Source organism: Bartonella sp. AU16XJBT (assembly GCF_028618665.1).
Taxonomy (GTDB): domain Bacteria; phylum Pseudomonadota; class Alphaproteobacteria; order Rhizobiales; family Rhizobiaceae; genus Bartonella.
The window spans coordinates 152,207-171,360 of the sequence record NZ_JAQITF010000002.1; the positions used below are offsets into that span (position 1 = coordinate 152,207).

Sequence of the window (19,154 nt, forward strand, 5' to 3'; positions counted from 1 at the left end):
AGTACAACATAAAATTTCCCATGAAGTGTATAAGATCTATTATCATCATTTTTGTTTAATAAAAATATAAAGTGGTACCATCATTACAATTGTTATTCCTCAATGTTGTACAACAGCATTGGACACGTGAGATGATTCCATAAGGGGTATTCTTATTTCTTTTCAACAGTTTGTATTTTATACAATCAACACCGCTTATAATGTGCAAGCGAATAGATTTTATTGTTTCAATACAAGAGAGGTTTACGCTATTAGAATTTATCTAAGCTATTGATTTATAATAATTCATTGTTTTCACATTGAATGAGAGTATAATGTAAGCTTATCTCATTCCAAATTTATTTACGTTGAATTAATCAAAGCTATTGGCTTGCACATTACAAGGGGAAAGGAGCCGTGTGGACAAAAATTGTCTAAGAAAGGAATAAAAATGCTTCTTATGAACCGTTTCGAGTGCCAAGGGCTGTTACGCACAACATTGAAAGCTGGCAAAGTATGCGATAGTACCAGCTTGATCCTTCATAAGCGTAAAAATGGGGGGGACTCAATAACTTTATCATTATATCATTCAAAAGCGCCATCGCGAAATGGGTTTAGGTACCTTGAGAGATGTGTCTTAAAAAAGCGCGTGAATAATACAATGGTGCTCTGTTATTCATGAGGGGGACCCATTAAAGGCAATGCGATAAACAAAAACGTGAGGCAATGCATAATCTTTAATATAAAAAATGCTAAATTATTTTTATAAATTAATATATTATTCTCTTTTAAAGAGAGTTTATTATAAAAATATTTTCAACAGTTATAAGTTGTCTGTCTAAGGAAAAGTATCGTTAAATTAAGAAAAAAGTAATTCCTTAATAGCTTATTTTAAAACTCAACTTTTTCAACCAGGATCTATAAAATACGAAGGTTTTATTACGAAAGCAGTTTTATGATAAAAGCGTACGATTATTGTTTCATAAACAAGGATAGAAAATTGTCTACAGAAAAAATTCCTTTACAATTTTTAAAAAGCTGCAGATTAGGAATGGATTTAATTCATCAAATGTCCTTATAGATTAACTTTGTCCTTTTCATTTATACTAGGGACATATAAAAATATAAACTTTATCTAATATTTTGAAACTTCACGAATTGCAATATTTGTTGCTAAAGCCTTAGTGCCTAAGATAAAGAGTAATAAGTGTAAAAAGTTTTAAATTCGTAAGATTTTTAGAATAGTATAGGAGTTTATTTTAATTGATATTGCAATATTGATTCGTTTGTGTAATCTTAGCGCAAATGCACGGAGGTGTTTTGTGGGTAAATTGCATCAAATTTCTGTGTGATAAAGAGGGGAAAGCTATATGGGTATATAAAAGTTTACATAGATCATCGTAGTTTTTTCTCTAAATTTGATTTTTTTTATATTGAAGTAAAAATAATAAAATTAAGTTTTATTTCATTATAATTTAATAAAATTTAAATTGGAACTATACTTAATATTTTTTAAAATTACTTAAAAGCGCGTTGAAAGGATTAACTTAATCATGTCGCATAAAAATTTTTATTCTGCTGTTTCGGTATTAGTTGGAGCAGCTGCCCTTTTTCTTGTAGCTGGTATTTCTGCAAATGCGCAGACTTTGTCGCAAGGTTGGTACAAAGTTTGCAGTAAGCAGCATGATGTTGATATTTGTAATACAATGAATACTGTATTATCGAATACGGGACAACCTTTAACGGCTTTTAATCTTGTTGAAATAAAAGGGAAGCAAAATGAAAAGCGTATAGGTATTCAAGTGCCTACAGGTCGTTTTTTGCCAGAAGGTGTTCACATTCAAATAGGTGATGGCTTCTCTAAAAAAATTCCTTATATCATTTGTAATGGACCAAGTTGTATTGCCAATGATGTTTTAGATGATAAGCTTATTGCAGCTATGAAAAGTGGTACAAAAATGGTTGTAACCACTGTTAATTTCCGTGGTTCAGCTAATCCTATTGAATTTTCTCTTAATGGATTTACAACGGCATATACCGGTCCTGGTATGGAAGAAAAAGATTTCCAACAAGAACAAATAAAGCTGCAGCAAGCTATTCAATCAAATCAAAAAGAAATTGAAGAGCGTATGCGGGCTGAGCAAGAAAAAGCAAAACAAAAATAATACACATACGCCATAGAATTGGTTCAAACTTTTTCTATAATTGTTTATTTAGACCGCCACAATTTTTTGTGGCGGTCTCTTTTTATTGTTAATTTTTTGAAAGAGTTCTGCGTTTCCACCAACCAATACGCGCAGTTTTAGGAGAATCATGAGGTGTTGATGAAAGAACAACAGGTTGGTTAATTGTTTCTTCAATTTTGGAAGGAGAAGGTTCGACAGCTTTCTCCATCTTCATATCAGTTTCTTTTTCTAATGTTTTTTGTATTTCTGTTGTTTCTTTAGAGGATGAATTTTTACGTGTTCTACGTGTTGATTTCTTAGTGTTTTCAGGGGTTTTATCCTCACCCTCATGAACAGATTTATCCGCTTTTTTTGTTTTAATTTTACGGACTGAACTGCTTGTAGGCTTTTCTTCAAGAGATTTTTGTTCTGCGACATTTTGATTATTCTCTAGAGAAAGATTATTTTCTACTGCCTTTGAAGAACGTGTTTTACGTTTTTTAGGTTTAACATTTGTATCAACTTTTGTCGCTTCATCTTGCTGTTGTACATCGAGAGCTTGTGTATCACTTTTCATTTCTTCAAGTTTAGAAGATTTAGCAGATGGAACACGACGTTTGCGGTGCGCTGCTTTAATTTCTTCTAAAGCCTGCTTAGCAAAATCTCCTACTGGTTCTGCGTAAGGAACGCGAATCTGATGAAAACTATTATCTTGATTGCGTCGACCACCACGACGTCCTCGACGGCGTCCTCGACGATAAGAATCATCACTCAACGTATCTTCTTTTTTATGAACGGCGGAGAGAGAATGATCAGTCATTTCATCGTGACGATTTTTGCGTCGACGCTTTTGATTTGTTTCAATGGGAGGGGGATTTTCAATAGATTCACTTTTTATGAAAACAAAATCTTCAATTTCTTGTTTATTGTCATCTTCTAATGAAGATTGAGAAATGCTTTCTGCTATTGTGCCTTTAGAAATAACAAGATGTTGCGTTCCAATACTATCATCTGCTTCAATACTAATATTAAGTTTAAAGCGTGCTTCTAAATTAACAAGAATATTGCGTTTATGATTTAACACATAAAGCGCTGTTGCTACGGGTGTGCGCACAATAATATTATATTGCGAATTATGAAGAAGATATTCTTCAATTGAGCGCATAACATGTAAAGCAATTGATGATTCAGAACGTATATTTCCTGTTCCTGCACAATGAGGGCAGGGCTGTGTTGTACTTTCTAAAACTGATATGCGAATACGTTGACGGCTCATTTCTAAAAGGCCGAAGTGTGAAATATGACCCACTTGAATACGAGCACGATCATTTTTTAAACAGTCTTTTAATTTTTTTTCGACCTGTCGCACATTGCGTTCTTCAAGCATGTCAATAAAATCAATCACGATTAAACCAGCAAGGTCACGTAAGCGTAATTGACGCGCTACTTCTTCTGCAGCTTCAAGGTTAGTTTGTAAGGCTGTCTTTTCGACAGAGAATTCTCTCGTAGAGCGTCCAGAATTTACGTCAATAGCAACAAGTGCTTCTGTTTGATTAATAACAAGATAACCACCAGATTTTAAAGAAACCTGTGGTTGCAACATTTTATCAAGCTGAATTTCAATATTATTTCTTGCAAAAATAGGGGTAGGATCGCGATAAGGTTGCACGACTTTTGCATGACTTGGCATAAGCATACGCATAAAGTCTTTTGCTTCACGATATCCTTGGTCTCCGGAGACAAGAATTTCACTAATGTTTTTATTATAAAGATCTCGTATAGAACGTTTTATGAGATTGCTTTCTTCATGAACAAGGCATGGTGCCGTTGACTCAAGTGTCAAAGTGCGAATAGTATCCCATAATCGCATAAGATATTCATAATCGCGTTTAATTTCAGCTTTTGTTCTATTGGCGCCAGCGGTTCGTAAGATAACGCCCATACCCTTTGGAACGGCCAATTCTTTTACGATTTCTTTAAGACGCTTACGGTCTTGCACATTCGTAATTTTTCGTGAAATACCACCACCGCGTGCTGTGTTGGGCATGAGAACAGAATAACGACCTGCTAGAGAGAGATATGTTGTAAGGGCGGCACCTTTATTACCACGTTCTTCTTTGATGACTTGCACCAACAAAATTTGACGTCGTTTAATCACTTCTTGAATTTTATACTGGCGCCCTTGTTTTCTTTGATACGCAGGAAGCTCTTCACGGATGTCCTCAGCACCGACCATTTCGATCTCATCATAAGAGACATTGGCATTTAATATTTCTTCTGTATGATCAATTGTTACAGCTTCGGATGTGATATCATTTTCAACATCGGCTGCTATAACATTGTTTTTCGCATTTTTTTTTGTTCTTCTGGAGCGTTTTTTATTTTTAGTTGTTTCTTCCGGGAAAACATCTGCTGGATTTTCCCCTACAGCTGCTGCTTCCTCTTCTTCAAGAAGAGCAAGGCGATCAGCAATAGGAATTTGATAATAGTCAGGATGAATTTCAGAAAATGTTAAAAAACCATGTCGGTTCCCGCCATATTCAACAAAAGCTGCTTGGAGAGATGGTTCTACACGCGTAATACGTGCAAGATAAATATTCCCCTTGAGCTGTTTTTTATGTTCTGATTCAAAATCAAGTTCTTCGATTTTGTTTCCGTGAATAACAACAACACGTGTTTCCTCCGGATGGGAGGCATCTATAAGCATTTTGTTTGACATAAGTTAATATCCTGCAGGCGACATGCACAATTTTATTCAAACGAACGGTGTAATTATTCGTAGATGTAAAGGGCTGTCTGCCATAAAAGGGAAGTACCAGAAAAACAGGACGAAACATCACGTGTAGATGCATGACTGCATTTACACCATTTCTCATCATTATCTCCATCCGTTTTTTATGACTCATATTTCTTAAAAGTCTCTGGTAGAATAATCTTTAAAACAGTTCGGATATCCGAACCAACGAATCTTAAGTAATGCAATCCTAGTTTATAACATAGAAATTTTTCATCCATAACAAAGTCTCAACGCATAATATGCAACAGCCCCTTTATCAAGACAACTTACTATGAGTTACAGATAATTAGATCTATTATCAGCTAAGAAGCACCAATATTCTTTTATGTTGATATCATGCGTTTGGCAAGTAACAATGTAAATCATGTATCATGATAATATTTTTATTACCTTAATTTTGTTTTTGAGTATTTATAATGGAAGGGATTAACATTTATTGAAAAATAGAGAATAAATTGGTGTATCGTTTTTATATAACCAAGATAAATTATTACAAATGTCGTGTAGAGTACTTTGCTTATGATAAGAGGGCTTATGATAAGAATTTTTTTTACCCAAAAGCTGAAAATAGCCTATTGGGATGTTATTGTGCAATTCACATGCTTATTATTATTTTTTTTGGTATGTCAAACCAGTGTTCAAGCCGCGGGTCCTTTGAAACTTATTAGTTTTCGAACCATTGGTGATAGTGCTCATACGCGTATAATTGCGGTTTTCAATTCAAAACCAAATGTTCGTTTGCAGGTTTTGGATAGGCCCGCACGTTTGATTATCAATTTACCTACCATTGACTTTTCAATGCAAAATACACCTTTAAAAAAACAGAATACATTGTCCGTTATGCTCTCAGATGTGCGTTATGCATTCTCTGACATACAGACTTCACGCATTGTTTTGACAAGCAAAACAGCTTTTGTTGTTGAAAAAAGTATCGTAAAAAAATTAGACAATGGTTTATGGCAATTGCTGGTTGATATTCGTAAAAGTACACAAGAAAAATTTGATAAGATATTAAAGAGCCAGCAAAGGACCAATTTTGATACAAAAGCACCGTTGATTTCGGCACAAAATTTTCGTGTTGTTCTTGATCCTGGTCATGGTGGTATTGATGGAGGTGCACGGGGGGTTACTGGAATTTTAGAAAAAGATGTAACTTTAGATTTTGCGCGGGCACTGCGAGATGAATTACAAAAAGATCCTCATATTAGCGTTGCCTTAACGCGTGATTCTAATATTTTTTTAAGATTAAGTGAAAGAGTTAAAAAAGCGCAAGAGTTTGAAGCTGATCTTTTTATATCCATTCACGCGGATACGATTGATGTACATTCTCTTCGTGGTGCCACAGTGTATACCATATCAGATAAAGCCTCTGATGCCATTGCGAAATCTTTAGCTGAAAGTGAAAATAAAGTTGATTTACTTGATGGTTTGCCTGCAGATGAAACGCTTGAAGTTACAGATATTTTGATGGATCTTACACGACGTGAAACGCATACATTTTCGGTTAATTTTGCAAATAGTGTTATTTCAAGTTTATCAAAGAGCCATATAAACTTGATCAATAACCCTCATCGCTATGCTAATTTTCAAGTTTTAAGAGCTTCAGATATACCCTCTGTCTTGATAGAGATAGGTTATTTATCCAATAAAGAGGATGAAAAGTTATTAAACGACCCTCATTGGAGAAAACAAATGGCAATCTCTATTGCTCATTCTATTCGTCAATTTGCTGATTATAGGCAGAAAATGGTACAGCCTCTTTAAATTTGTAAGAAAATAGAGTAATCAATATGGGTTTTTATGTATCCTAGTATAAATAAAAGATAGAAAACAATTTTTCTTTATCTCAATCTTGTGGTGATATCCACGTGGTGTGATTGAAGTAACATATTTTTTCTTTGATCAATTCTTAAGAAAGCGATAGCCGTTTTTATGATGATTTTTTTAAGATATCTTCTTCGTTTTTTTGTTGCTACTGGACTTTGTGGTGCAATAACATGGGGTGTTATAAGCAGTGGTCGAGCAAATGCACTTCCTGATTATGAAGTTCTTTCACTTTATGAGCCACCGGTAATGACCCGTGTCCATGCTTCTGATGGTCGTCTTATGGCAGAGTTTGCAACAAAACATCGCCTCTATTTGCCGATTCAATCAATCCCAAAGCTTGTTAAAGATGCTTTTATTTCGGCTGAAGATAAAAACTTTTATCATCATTTTGGTTTAGATCCCGAAGGGCTTTCTCGCGCTTTGATCAATAATATTCGTAATATTGGTGCTGGAAGACGTCCAGAAGGTGCATCAACTATAACGCAACAAGTTGCTAAAAACTTCCTTTTAAGTTCAGAAACAACGTTAGAGCGTAAATTTAAGGAAGCTATTTTAGCAATGCGTATTGAGAAAACTTACTCAAAAGATCATATCCTAGAGCTTTATCTCAATGAAATTTATTTGGGGCGTGGTACTTACGGTATAGCCGCTGCTTCTTTGACCTATTTCAATAAATCCGTCAATGATTTGACGCTAGAACAATGTGCTTATTTGGCGGCTCTTCCAAAAGGACCAGCAAATTATGATCCATTTAAGAATACACAGCGTGCTATTGATCGGCGCAATTGGGTTATAGATCGGATGGTTGCAAATGGGTATGTAACGCGTGCACAAGGTGAAAAAGCGAAAGCTAAGCCTTTAGGAGCGACAATGCGCGGGAGCGATAGCTATGTTTTTGCGGCTGATTACTTTACTGAAGAAGTGCGTCGTCGTTTAATGCATCGCTATGGGGCTAAAACACTTTATGAAGGTGGTCTTTCAATTCGTACAACACTTGATCCGCATTTGCAAATTCTTGCTCGACGGGCTTTACACAATGGATTAATTAAATTTGATCATGCACAAGGATGGCGCGGAGCTTATGCACATATTGATAAGAAAGATGATTGGGGGATAGAACTTGCGAATATCACAGGGTTAAGTGATGTTCCTGAATGGCGTTTAGCTGTTGTTCTTTCTGCAAATCCCAATAAAGTAGAGATTGGTTTACAGCCAGAGCGTGAAGCTTCGGGGCTACTCTCAAAAAAACGCGAAATTGCTGTTTTATCTGAAGCTGATTCAAAATGGGCACTCCATGTTGTGAAAGAAAATGGTTATCGAAGAACTGTTCAGAGCTTGTCTCATGTTCTGCAAGTGGGGGATGTCATTTTTGTTGAAAAACTATCCAATACAAACAACACTTATCGTTTACAGCAAATACCCAAGGTTGAAGGGGCCATCGTTGCTATGGAACCTCATACAGGGCGGGTTCTTGCGATGGTGGGAGGTTTTTCTTTTGCTGCATCTGAATTTAATCGTGCAACCCAAGCTTATCGTCAACCGGGCTCTTCTTTTAAGCCTATTGTCTATGCAGCAGCGCTTGACATTGGATATACACCAGCAACGCTTATCTTAGATGGTCCCATCGAAGTTCGTCAATATAATGGAGAAGTTTGGCAACCCAAAAATTATGGTGGTACCTTTGCAGGACCTTCAACACTGCGTTATGGCATTGAGCATTCTCGTAATCTTATGACAGTACGGCTTGCCAATGATATGGGAATGCCTCTTGTCGCTGAATATGCAGAACGTTTTGGTGTGGTCGATAAATTGCAGCCTTATCTTCCAATGGCTTTAGGAGCTGCTGAAACAACAGTGTTACGGATGGTTACAGCTTATTCCGTTATTGCCAATGGGGGACGCTCTATTAAACCTTCTCTGATAGACCGAATTCAAGATCGTTATGGGAAGACAATTTATCGTCATGATGATCGTATTTGTGAAAATTGTAATACGCATTCATGGAACAATCAAAGAGAACCCACATTGATTGATGAGAGAGATCAAGTTCTTGATCCTATGACGGCTTATCAAATTACATCAATGATGGAAGGGGTTGTTCAACGCGGTACAGCTGCGCGTTTACGTTATCTCAATCGACATATTGCCGCTAAAACAGGAACCACCAATGATTCTAAAGATGTCTGGTTTATGGGATTTACTCCTGATCTCGTCGTTGGTGTTTTTGTTGGGTACGATCAACCAGCATCGCTGGGATATAATGGTACGGGAAGTTCATTGGCAGCACCTATTTTTGGTGAATTTATGGAAGCAGCTCTGAAGGGGAAACCAGATGTTCCCTTTAAGATGCCAAAGGGTATGATTTTAATGCCAATTAATCGGAAAACAGGAATGCTTGCGGAAAGAGGAGATCCAGATGTCATTATAGAAGCATTTAAACCAGGGACTGGTCCTGCGGATATATATCAAGTCATTGGGGGAACGAATTCTTTTCAAGAAGGTGTCCCTGCAGTAACCACTTCTCCACAAGTCAATAAAGCCCTTGAAAGTGGGACAGGTGGGCTGTATTAATCGATAAAATCTTCTTTGCCATGAGTCTTGGTTTTTATCTATTTTTTTATAGTGTTTGTCCTGTAAATAGAATGATGAACTTGTTCCATTTTCTGATAGAGGCTATTAAGTTTGTATAAAATGCTAAGAGACATAACGAGAAAGAGTATAGAAAAATACGGTGTTAAATTATGCGAGCAGAAATAGAAACATTAGTTGATGAAATCCAGAAGGCAATTCAATTGCTAAGGGGGCATCTTTGACTGGGATCAATCACTAAAACGTCTCGAATATCTTAATCAAAGAGCGGAAGATCCATCATTATGGGATGATGCGCAACAAGCACAGGATATGATGCGGGAGCGTCAACGTCTTGATGATTCAATCAATGGTCTTTTATCATTTACAAAAACACTTGAAGAATGCATTGAGCTCATCGCGATGGGTGAAGAAGAAAGTGATGTTGAAATTATCGCTGATGCAGAAAATTCAATACGTAATCTTAAAAATGAGATCGATAAAAGGCAAATTGATGTGCTTCTTTCAGGGGAGGCGGATCCCAATGATACCTATTTAGAAGTTCATGCTGGGGCAGGGGGAACAGAAAGCCAAGATTGGGCTTCTATGCTCTTGCGTATGTATATGCGCTGGGCTGAACAGCATGAAATGAAAGTTGAGCTATTAGAAATTCATGATGGGGAAGAAGCAGGAATAAAGTCAGCCACGATTCTTGTAAAAGGGCATAATGCTTATGGATTGTTAAAAACAGAATCAGGCGTTCATCGCTTGGTACGAATTTCCCCATTTGATTCGAATGCAAAGCGCCATACCTCTTTTGCAAGCATTTGGGTTTATCCGGTTATTGATGACAATATTGAAGTTGATGTGTCAGAGGCAGATGTGCGTATTGATACCTATCGTGCATCGGGAGCAGGAGGACAACATGTTAATACGACAGATTCTGCCGTTCGCATCACACATATAAAAACGGGGATTGTTGTTCAGTGTCAAACTGAGCGTTCTCAGCATAAAAATCGCGCCACGGCTTGGTCTATGTTACGGGCCCGTCTTTATGAAGAAGAGCTCAAAAAAAGAGAAGAAGAAACCAATGCTGTTGAATCTTCTAAAACAGAAATCGGATGGGGACATCAAATTAGATCTTATGTTCTTCAACCTTATCAACTTGTAAAAGACTTACGTACAGGGATTGAAAATACTGATCCACAATCCGTTCTTAATGGGAACTTAGATGCATTTATAGAGGCAGCACTTTCTCAACGTATTTATGGAAAAGACAAAGAAATTGAAGATATTCGTTAATGATATATCCCTCCTTCAAACCGTGTCGATTTATTTCTTAAACTGTTTGTTTTATTGATGTTGTGATGTATCGATAGTCCTTGATACGTAAAAGATTCAAAGAGATATTTTCTTGTTCCTTTTTTCAACAGCATCTTCTCACAAGCCAATCCTGCTTATGATGGACGCAAGTAAATTTTCTGATTAATTCAAGATAAGAAGGCTCCAAAAGGAGAAAAAATTACGATATTCGGAGGATTAATTTTAAGGATAAATAATTAGTTATCCTTATAAACGGACATATTGCAAAAATTGAATCCCTTGGAAAAATAAAATCAATTGGGGAGGCAGGCTATTGCTTTTAAAAGTATAGTACACCTCTAGTTCATATGCCATCATTACACTGTAAAAGTGTTGCAGCAGCTAAAACATTTTCAGCATGTCTAGATACGCTCACTTTGCGCCATTCTCTTTCTATCATTCCATTTGCATCAATTAAAAAAGTGCTCCGCTCGACACCCATATATTTGCGTCCATACATGCTTTTTTCCACCCAAACACCATAAGCTTGAAGGGTTGTTTTTTCTTCATCAGAAACCAAAATGACATCAAGTCCGTGTTTTAATTTAAATTTATCGTGTTTTTTTACATTATCTGGAGAGATTCCTATAACAGCAACACCGATTTCATCGAATTTCGTCTTTAATTGTGTGAAATCAAGAGCTTCACTTGTGCATCCACTCGTATCATCTTTGGGATAAAAATATAAAACAACAGGTTTGCCTCTAAAGTCAGAAAGACAGATTGTTTCTCCTCCATCGCGTGGCAAATTAAAATCAGGAGCAAGAGTACCTTTCATTGATTTTGTCATTTTTTTATCTTTCTTTTTGAGTGAAAAGATCAATTACCAGCATACAGAGAAGGAATAAAGTTTCAACTCTCTAGAAGACACTTATTTCAAAGATTTTTCACTATCATGTAAAAATCATTCTGTCATAAAAACTAAATGAAAAAATCAGCAAAAAAGCGTAAGAAACATCCCTATTTGGGATATAAAACCTATAGAATGAATGAGACATCAATAGATTATAAAGGTTTAATCAATATATGCTTTTTCTTCCCAAAAGAAAGTTTAATGATTCCTTCTGCTGTGACATCTTTTTCAATAATAAGGTGTGTTTCATCCTTTATTATTTGATCATTAACACGTATCCCTCCGCCTTGAATATGACGGCGCGCCTCACTGTTTGATTTTGCAAGTCCTGCTTTTACTAAAAGAGAGAGCAATCCAGCACCTGTTTTTAATTCTGTTGCGCTCATTTCAACCGTTGGAAGATTTTCTCCAAGTGTTTTTTCTTCAAATGTTTTGCGGGCAGTTTCTGCAGCTGCATCGGCAAGAGAACGTCCATGCAACATTGCTGTAATTTCTGTTGCAAGAATTTTTTTTGCTTCGTTAATTTCAGTTCCTTGTAATAGAGAAAGTTTGAGAATCTCATCCATTGGTAATGTGGTATAGAGTTTTAGAAATCGCGTTACATCAGCGTCTTCTGTATTACGCCAATATTGCCAAAATTGATAAGGTGAAAGCATATCGGCATTAAGCCACACAGCACCATTCAATGACTTACCCATTTTAGCACCGGAAGAGGTTGTCAGCAATGGTGATGTTAATGCATATAATTGCGGTGTTCCTAAACGATGCCCCAATTCGATACCGTTAATAATGTTGCCCCATTGATCCGATCCCCCCATTTGCATACGCAATCCATAACGTTTATAAAGTTCAACAAAATCATATGCTTGAAGAATCATATAATTAAACTCTAAGAAGGACAAAGAGTGTTCACGCTCAAGTCTGAGTCTAACAGAATCAAATGACAACATACGATTGACAGAAAAATGTTTTCCTACATCACGCAAAAATTCTAAGTAGTTTAAATTGCACAACCATTCAGCATTATTCACAATACAAGCATCGGTTTCTCGATCACCGAATGTCAAATAGTTAGCAAATACTTTTTTAATACCATCAATATTTTCCGCAATATCATCTTGTGTTAGAAGGCGTCGTGCTTCATCTTTAAAGGAAGGATCACCGATCAATCCTGTTCCTCCACCCATCAAAGCAATGGGGCGGTGTCCCGTTTTTTGTAACCAATAAAGCATCATAATCTGAAGAAGACTTCCAGCATGTAAGCTTGATGCTGTGGGATCAAATCCAGTATAAGCACTTACTGTTTTTTTTAAAAAAAGATCATCTAAGCCTTTTTCATCCGAAATTTGATGGATAAAACCACGTTCGCTCATAATGTGTAAAAAATCAGATTTAAAGGCAAACACAGAGTCAATTTCCTAATTTAAGAGGGCATTCATTTTATATAACAGATGATCATATAATGGATCATTAATGCCTTATCTAGCATAAATGACACACATATCACAAGAAAACCAGATATATTGATCATGAAGATAATAATACGGGGACTATTCCCTTTTTACGCTAAAAAACATAGGCCAATAGAAAATAAGATAAAAAAGACACTTTTTTATCCTGTTTTCTATCCTAAAAAAATTTAGAAAAGTCGCAAATACAGCCTGAAAAAAATTACTTTGTTATGATCAGAAACGATTTTTGCTGATTTTTTATAAATCTTTCGTGTTTTCCTAAGTGAGTGAAAGTATTTCAGGAGGAGAGCCTAGAAGTTCATTGGTGATGTGGTTATCCAAATAGTGGGCACATCGTTCAATCAGTTCTTCATGATATCCACTAAAAAAGTGATTAGCCCCTTCCAGTATTTCTTGTGTGATGATGATACCTTTTTGTGTTTTCAATTTATCAACAAGCAGTTGAACATCTTTAGGAGGGGCAACTTTATCGATACCACCATGAATGATAAGTCCAGAGGAGGGACAAGGTGCAAGAAATGAAAAGTCATAAACATTAGGCTGAGGGGCAACAGAGATAAATCCTTCAATTTCTGGTCGACGCATTAAAAGTTGCATACCAATCCATGCTCCAAATGAATATCCCGCTACCCAGCAATTTTTAGAGTCTGGATGTTGTGTTTGTACCCAATCGAGAGCCGCTGCCGCATCTGAAAGTTCTCCTATTCCATAATCAAATTCCCCCTGACTACGCCCGATACCACGAAAGTTAAAACGGAGAGTTGTAAAGCCACGTTGTTGGAACATATAAAAGAGATCATAGACAATTTTATGATTCATCGTTCCACCAAATTGGGGATGAGGGTGCAAAATGATTGCAATGGGTGCATTTTTTTGTTGTGAAGGTTGATAACGCCCTTCGAGCCGACCCGCGGGACCGTTAAAAATAATTTCTGGCATAAAATGCTCCTTAAATGCTATGAAAGGCTTTTATTGACCTTGGTCGACTTTTACCATAGAATCTCTTAAATAATCATTAGATATTCTTTTTTAAGTGCACTTTTCAAGAAAATTGCGCTATTTTTTTAATCAATTCATAAGATTAATGGTTGCGATGTAAAATGGTTATCAAACGTCGATATTTTGATCATAACGCAACAACACCGCTCAAAAAAATGGCGCGGATGGCGTTACTGGAATCTTTAGAGATATTTGGTAATCCATCATCTGTTCATAAGGAAGGGCGTGCTGCTAAAACTTTATTGCAAAAGGCGCGTCGACAAATCGCTGAAAATCTTAAAACAGATCCAGATAACGTTGTCTTTACCTCTGGAGCGAGTGAAGCAGCAATGACTTTGTTAACACCCTTTTACACAATGGGGAATGCAAAGGTTCAATTTTCTCATCTTTACCTTGGAGCGACTGAACACCCTTCTGTTGCAGAAGGAGGACGTTTTTCTAAAGAATTGATAAGTGTCATTGCTGTTGATCAAGATGGGCTTATTCAACAAGATAAATTAACATCACTCTTAAGGGCTCACGATAAGACAAAAGGTTTACCTCTTGTTGCTATTCAAGCTGCAAATAGTGAAACTGGTGTTATTCAGCCGTTAAAAGAAATAGCTGCTATTGTTCGGAATTTAGGAGGCACTCTTGTTGTTGATTTGACTCAATATATCGATAAAAATTTTGTTGATATTAATCAGCTAGGAGGAGACTTTTTTATACTGTCTGCCCATAAAGTTGGCGGTCCTAAAGGAGTTGGTGCATTTGTTTCATGTGGCAATCTTCTCATGCCAACTCCTCTTATTACTGGGGGGGGACAAGAAAAAGGCTTTCGTGGAGGAACAGAAGCATTGCCCCTTATTGCTGCTTTTGGAGCAGCAATGGCTGATTGTTTCACAAAGGAAGAAATAAAACAGTTAATATATTTACGAGGTAAATTAGAAGATGGACTCCAAAAAATAAGTCAAGATATTGAAATATTTGGCAAAAGAGTTCAACGTTTGCCAAATACAACTTACTTTACCGTAAAAAATATAAAAGCTGAAACGATGCAAATTGCTTTTGATTTAGAAGGTTTTTCTGTATCGGCTGGTTCTGCTTGTTCTTCAGGAAAAGTAAAACAAAGCAAAGTTTTGGAAGCAATGGGGTATCATGTTCCAAATGGCGCCATTCGCATTTCGATAGGACGTGATACAACTTCTGAAGACATTGATGATTTTCTATTGTTTTTTTCTCAAATGATAAACAAGAAAAAAGGATAAAATTCATCATGAAGAAATTATAAAAATTAGAATTATTTTAAAAATAAAATAACTTTGATTGAAATTTTCGCACTTTGCCTATAGCCTAAGAAATAACTTGCTTAACTTTAATCTTGTAAAAAAAACAAGGCTTTTAGTTACCGGTTTTTGATGCCAAAAAATGGAGAAGATTTATGCCGGCAGTACAAGAAACGATACGCCAAGTTCGTGAGATAGATGTTGACCAATATAAATATGGCTTTGAAACGAAAATTAAAACGGATAAAGCGCCGAAAGGTTTGAATGAAGATATTATCAAATTTATTTCTGCTAAAAAAAATGAACCTGAATGGATGCTAACATGGCGCTTACAAGCTTACCGCCGTTGGTTGACAATGCAAGAGCCACATTGGGCGCGTCTTGAATATCCTAAAATTGATTTTCAGGAGCTTTATTATTATGCTGCCCCTAAAAATCATACAGGACCAAAATCTTTGGACGAAGTGGATCCTGAGTTATTAGCAACGTACGAAAAACTTGGCATTCCCCTTAAAGAACAAGAGATTTTGGCAGGGGTAAGAAAACAGTCTGATCCCTCTACGTTTGATGACAGTGTATCTGTATCGGGGCAGGTGGCTGTTGATGCGGTCTTTGATTCTGTTTCTGTTGTGACAACATTTAAAAAAGAACTGGCACGTGCTGGTGTAATTTTTTGCTCTATTTCGGAGGCGATTATTGAACATTCTGAGCTTATTAAAGAATATTTGGGAACCGTTGTACCAGTAGGGGATAATTATTATGCGGCCTTAAATGCAGCTGTGTTTACAGACGGCTCATTTGTTTATATTCCCAAAGGGGTTCGTTGTCCTATGGAGCTTTCAACTTATTTTAGGATTAATGAACGCAATACAGGCCAATTTGAGCGAACATTGATTATCGCTGCTGAAGATTCCTATGTTTCTTATCTTGAAGGGTGTACAGCCCCCCAACGTGATGAAAACCAGCTTCATGCTGCTGTTGTTGAGCTTATTGCCCTCGAAAATGCAGAGATTAAATATTCTACAGTACAAAACTGGTACCCTGGCGATAAAGATGGAAAGGGCGGTATTTATAATTTTGTGACGAAGCGTGGAGATTGTCGAGGGGATAACTCTAAAATTTCTTGGACACAAGTTGAGACTGGTTCTGCGATTACTTGGAAATATCCATCATGTTTACTTCGTGGTGATAATGCGCGTGGAGAATTTTATTCTATTGCTGTTGCAAACGGTCACCAACAAATTGATTCCGGTACAAAAATGATTCATTTAGGAAAAAATACCTCCAGTCGTATTATTTCCAAAGGCATTTCTGCTGGTTTTTCAAATAACACTTATCGAGGACAAGTCACTGCACATCGAAAAGCACAAAATGCGCGTAACTTTACGCAATGTGATAGTTTGTTAATCGGAAATGATTGTGGGGCACATACAGTCCCTTATATTGAAGCAAAAAATGCAACAGCTCAGTTTGAACATGAGGCTACAACATCAAAAATTTCTGATGACCAACTTTTTTATGTTATGCAAAGAGGAATTCCTGAAGAAGAAGCTATTGCATTAATTGTCAATGGTTTTGTAAAAGAAGTTATTCAAAAACTTCCCATGGAATTTGCTGTCGAAGCGCAAAAGCTTATTGGTATTAGCCTTGAAGGAAGTGTTGGGTAATTTTATTTAATGAAGATAAATCGAAGACTTGATGCAAAAAGGCTGTAACAGTAGAAAATAATGTAAAAAAATAACTTCTATTGTGATTACAAAAGGAGCTAGATGCTAAGGCAAAAAAATATATGCATTGGTATCTGAAAAAAACAGCCAGAACAGGATAAAATTGATGTTAGAGATAAGAAATTTGCGCGCCCGTATTGCTGGGACCGATACAGAAGTTATTCGTGGTTTAAATTTGACGGTTCAAGATGGGGAAGTTGCCGCGATTATGGGGCAAAATGGTGCCGGAAAATCAACTTTGTCTTATTTACTTGCTGGTCGTGATGATTATGAAATAACAGAAGGCGATATTCTTTATAATGGACAATCACTTTTAGAAATGGATCCAGCAGAACGTGCAGCATATGGTATTTTTCTTGCATTTCAATATCCAATGGAAATACCAGGGGTAGCAACGATGGAATTTTTAAAAGTTGCGATGAATTCTCAACGCAAAGCGCGTGGTGATGAAGAACTTAAAATTCCTGAATTTATAAAATATGTTAAAGACGTTTCAGCCAAGCTTGAAATAGATATGGACATGCTCAAACGTCCATTAAATGTAGGTTTTTCAGGGGGAGAAAAAAAACGTGCTGAAATTTTACAAATGGCACTTCTTGAACCTAAACTTTGCATTTTAGATGAAACGGATTCTGGTTTAGATATTGATGCACTAAAAATTGTTGCAGATGGTGTTAATAAACTTCGGGATTCAAAACGTTCATTTTTAGTGATTACCCATTATCAACGACTGCTTAATTATATTATTCCTGATACGGTACATGTTCTCTATAAAGGACGAATTATCAAAAGTGGGGATAAATCCTTAGCGCTTTATTTAGAGCAAAATGGGTATGCTGATCTTATCAGGGAAGCGGTTTGAGGTTATTGAATATGAAGGCACGGCAAAACTTGTTAGCGGTTGAAGAAGATATTATCAATAATTTCAATCAGTCTATCAACGACTTACCTGGTGACAAAGCTGTGCGGGCAATCCGCAAGAAAGCTATTGAGCAGTTTCAAACGACACGTCTTCCTTCTCGTAAAATCGAAAATTGGCATTATACCAACCTGCGCACATTACTGAAATCTGTGAGTAATTTTTCAAAAGCTCAAGACAATCCATTGGTTGATCCATTGTTTTCAGAAAGCGCTGTTTTTTCTATGAATAATGGAAAAACATCGACACAATCAAAAAAGCTAGACAATATTACAGTAAAACGCCTTTCAGATGCATTAGAAGATAATTCTATAAAGATAGATCAAAATATTTCTGATGAAGATTTTATTGGACAGTTAAATACAGCTTTCGTTACAGATGGTTGGCTTTTTCACATTCTTGAAAATACAAAGTTAAATATACCTATCGAATTGCAAAATATACAAATGGGAGGACAATCCCATACTTTTTCAGACATAAAAGTTGATAAAAATAATCAAGTTATGTTTGTTGAACATCAAGTTGGCAATGATCAAGATACCTTTGTCAGTTCAATATTTTCATTAAACATTGCCGCTCATAGTGATGTTACGTGGATTCTTATTCGCAACCGCGGTTTTAATTCTACACAGTTTGGCCGATTGCGTGCTGTTCTTGCTCAAGGAGCGAAGTTATCGCTTTATGTCATTAATATAGGGAGCCAACTCAATCGTCAGGAAGTCGATATTGAGTTACAGGGGGAAGGATCTGATTTTCAATTACGTGTTATAAATTTATTATCAGGACAAACCCATAGTGATCTTACGATGACCGTTCGTCACGTGGAAGAAAAATCAACATCAACCGAAATTATACGCAATGTGGTTACAGATAAGGCTGTGGGTGTTTTTCAAGGGATAATACGTGTTGCTCAAAAAGCACAAAAAACGGATGCACGCATGGCTTGTAATAGCCTTATCCTTTCGGATGATGCAGAATTTAATGCAAAGCCTGAACTGGAGATTTTTGCTGATGATGTTGCCTGTGGTCATGGCGCAACAGTTGCGAATATTAATCACGATTATCTTTTCTATCTCATGGCGCGCGGTATTCCATTTAAAACGGCTCGTGCTCTTTTAATTAAAGGATTTATTGCTGAGCTCATTGATGACATCAAACAAGATAATATCCAAGCTGTTTTGGAGAATATCATTAGGCAATGGCTTGAAAAAAATGTTTAAG

The 19,154-nt window shown here is 36.4% G+C and carries 12 protein-coding genes; 8 read left to right on the forward strand and 4 right to left on the reverse strand.

Going from position 1 to position 19,154, the window contains the following annotated elements:
- The first annotated feature begins 1,532 nt into the window (after positions 1 to 1,532).
- Positions 1,533 to 2,144, forward strand: coding sequence for an invasion associated locus B family protein (locus PVV66_RS01820; protein WP_273718327.1), 612 nt, complete (start codon positions 1,533 to 1,535; stop codon positions 2,142 to 2,144).
- 88 nt (positions 2,145 to 2,232) lie between these two features.
- On the opposite strand, the gene PVV66_RS01825 is transcribed toward PVV66_RS01820, so the two are convergent.
- On the reverse strand, positions 2,233 to 4,863 hold the full coding sequence (locus PVV66_RS01825; RefSeq protein ID WP_273718330.1) for an Rne/Rng family ribonuclease: 2,631 nt from the start codon (positions 4,861 to 4,863) through the stop codon (positions 2,233 to 2,235).
- Between the two features lie 612 nt (positions 4,864 to 5,475).
- On the opposite strand from PVV66_RS01825, the gene PVV66_RS01830 reads away from it, so the two are divergent.
- The 3 genes from PVV66_RS01830 to prfB all read left to right on the forward strand — a co-directional run bounded on the left by PVV66_RS01830 (position 5,476) and on the right by prfB (position 10,638).
- Positions 5,476 to 6,705: an N-acetylmuramoyl-L-alanine amidase gene (locus PVV66_RS01830; protein WP_273718346.1), complete on the forward strand. Its 1,230-nt coding sequence runs from the start codon at positions 5,476 to 5,478 to the stop codon at positions 6,703 to 6,705.
- Between the two features lie 168 nt (positions 6,706 to 6,873).
- Entirely contained in the window at positions 6,874 to 9,339 is a 2,466-nt protein-coding gene (locus PVV66_RS01835) for a penicillin-binding protein 1A (RefSeq protein ID WP_273718347.1), read from the forward strand.
- A 170-nt stretch (positions 9,340 to 9,509) separates the two neighbouring features.
- Positions 9,510 to 10,638, forward strand: a protein-coding gene (gene prfB, locus PVV66_RS01840; protein ID WP_273718348.1) for a peptide chain release factor 2 whose coding sequence is annotated in 2 segments (ribosomal slippage) — positions 9,510 to 9,578 and positions 9,580 to 10,638 — 1,128 coding nt in all. Because the reading frame shifts where the segments join, the coding sequence is not laid out codon by codon here.
- A 364-nt stretch (positions 10,639 to 11,002) separates the two neighbouring features.
- Here the strand turns inward: prfB and PVV66_RS01845 are convergent.
- From PVV66_RS01845 to PVV66_RS01855, 3 genes are all read right to left on the reverse strand, one after another.
- Positions 11,003 to 11,488: a peroxiredoxin gene (locus PVV66_RS01845; RefSeq protein ID WP_273718350.1), complete on the reverse strand. Its 486-nt coding sequence runs from the start codon at positions 11,486 to 11,488 to the stop codon at positions 11,003 to 11,005.
- A 215-nt stretch (positions 11,489 to 11,703) separates the two neighbouring features.
- Positions 11,704 to 12,957 carry a tyrosine--tRNA ligase gene (gene tyrS / locus PVV66_RS01850; protein WP_273718352.1) on the reverse strand — a complete coding sequence of 418 codons (1,254 nt, stop codon included), beginning with the start codon at positions 12,955 to 12,957 and terminating at the stop codon, positions 11,704 to 11,706.
- Between the two features lie 324 nt (positions 12,958 to 13,281).
- Positions 13,282 to 13,962 carry an alpha/beta hydrolase gene (locus PVV66_RS01855; RefSeq protein WP_012231761.1) on the reverse strand — a complete coding sequence of 227 codons (681 nt, stop codon included), beginning with the start codon at positions 13,960 to 13,962 and terminating at the stop codon, positions 13,282 to 13,284.
- 161 nt (positions 13,963 to 14,123) lie between these two features.
- On the opposite strand from PVV66_RS01855, the gene PVV66_RS01860 reads away from it, so the two are divergent.
- From PVV66_RS01860 to sufD, 4 genes are all read left to right on the forward strand, one after another.
- Positions 14,124 to 15,269: a cysteine desulfurase family protein gene (locus tag PVV66_RS01860; protein WP_273718355.1), complete on the forward strand. Its 1,146-nt coding sequence runs from the start codon at positions 14,124 to 14,126 to the stop codon at positions 15,267 to 15,269.
- Positions 15,270 to 15,442: 173 nt separating this feature from the next.
- Positions 15,443 to 16,954, forward strand: coding sequence for a Fe-S cluster assembly protein SufB (gene sufB, locus PVV66_RS01865; RefSeq protein ID WP_273718357.1), 1,512 nt, complete (start codon positions 15,443 to 15,445; stop codon positions 16,952 to 16,954).
- A 166-nt stretch (positions 16,955 to 17,120) separates the two neighbouring features.
- Entirely contained in the window at positions 17,121 to 17,876 is a 756-nt protein-coding gene (sufC, locus tag PVV66_RS01870; protein WP_273718359.1) for a Fe-S cluster assembly ATPase SufC, read from the forward strand.
- Positions 17,877 to 17,887: 11 nt separating this feature from the next.
- The gene (sufD, locus tag PVV66_RS01875; RefSeq protein ID WP_273718361.1) at positions 17,888 to 19,153 is read left to right on the forward strand and encodes a Fe-S cluster assembly protein SufD; all 1,266 of its coding nucleotides are present in this window, start codon (positions 17,888 to 17,890) and stop codon (positions 19,151 to 19,153) included.
- Position 19,154 lies beyond the last annotated feature (1 nt).

Excerpts from the sequence above, each read along its gene's own strand:
- PVV66_RS01820 (WP_273718327.1), top strand. The coding sequence starts at position 1,533 with ATGTCGCATAAAAATTTTTATTCTGCTGTTTCGGTATTAGTTGGAGCA.
- PVV66_RS01825 (WP_273718330.1), bottom strand. The coding sequence starts at position 4,863 with ATGTCAAACAAAATGCTTATAGATGCCTCCCATCCGGAGGAAACACGT.
- PVV66_RS01830 (WP_273718346.1), top strand. The coding sequence starts at position 5,476 with ATGATAAGAATTTTTTTTACCCAAAAGCTGAAAATAGCCTATTGGGAT.
- PVV66_RS01835 (WP_273718347.1), top strand. The coding sequence starts at position 6,874 with ATGATGATTTTTTTAAGATATCTTCTTCGTTTTTTTGTTGCTACTGGA.
- PVV66_RS01845 (WP_273718350.1), bottom strand. The coding sequence starts at position 11,488 with ATGACAAAATCAATGAAAGGTACTCTTGCTCCTGATTTTAATTTGCCA.
- PVV66_RS01855 (WP_012231761.1), bottom strand. The coding sequence starts at position 13,962 with ATGCCAGAAATTATTTTTAACGGTCCCGCGGGTCGGCTCGAAGGGCGT.
- PVV66_RS01860 (WP_273718355.1), top strand. The coding sequence starts at position 14,124 with ATGGTTATCAAACGTCGATATTTTGATCATAACGCAACAACACCGCTC.
- sufB (WP_273718357.1), top strand. The coding sequence starts at position 15,443 with ATGCCGGCAGTACAAGAAACGATACGCCAAGTTCGTGAGATAGATGTT.
- sufC (WP_273718359.1), top strand. The coding sequence starts at position 17,121 with ATGTTAGAGATAAGAAATTTGCGCGCCCGTATTGCTGGGACCGATACA.
- sufD (WP_273718361.1), top strand. The coding sequence starts at position 17,888 with ATGAAGGCACGGCAAAACTTGTTAGCGGTTGAAGAAGATATTATCAAT.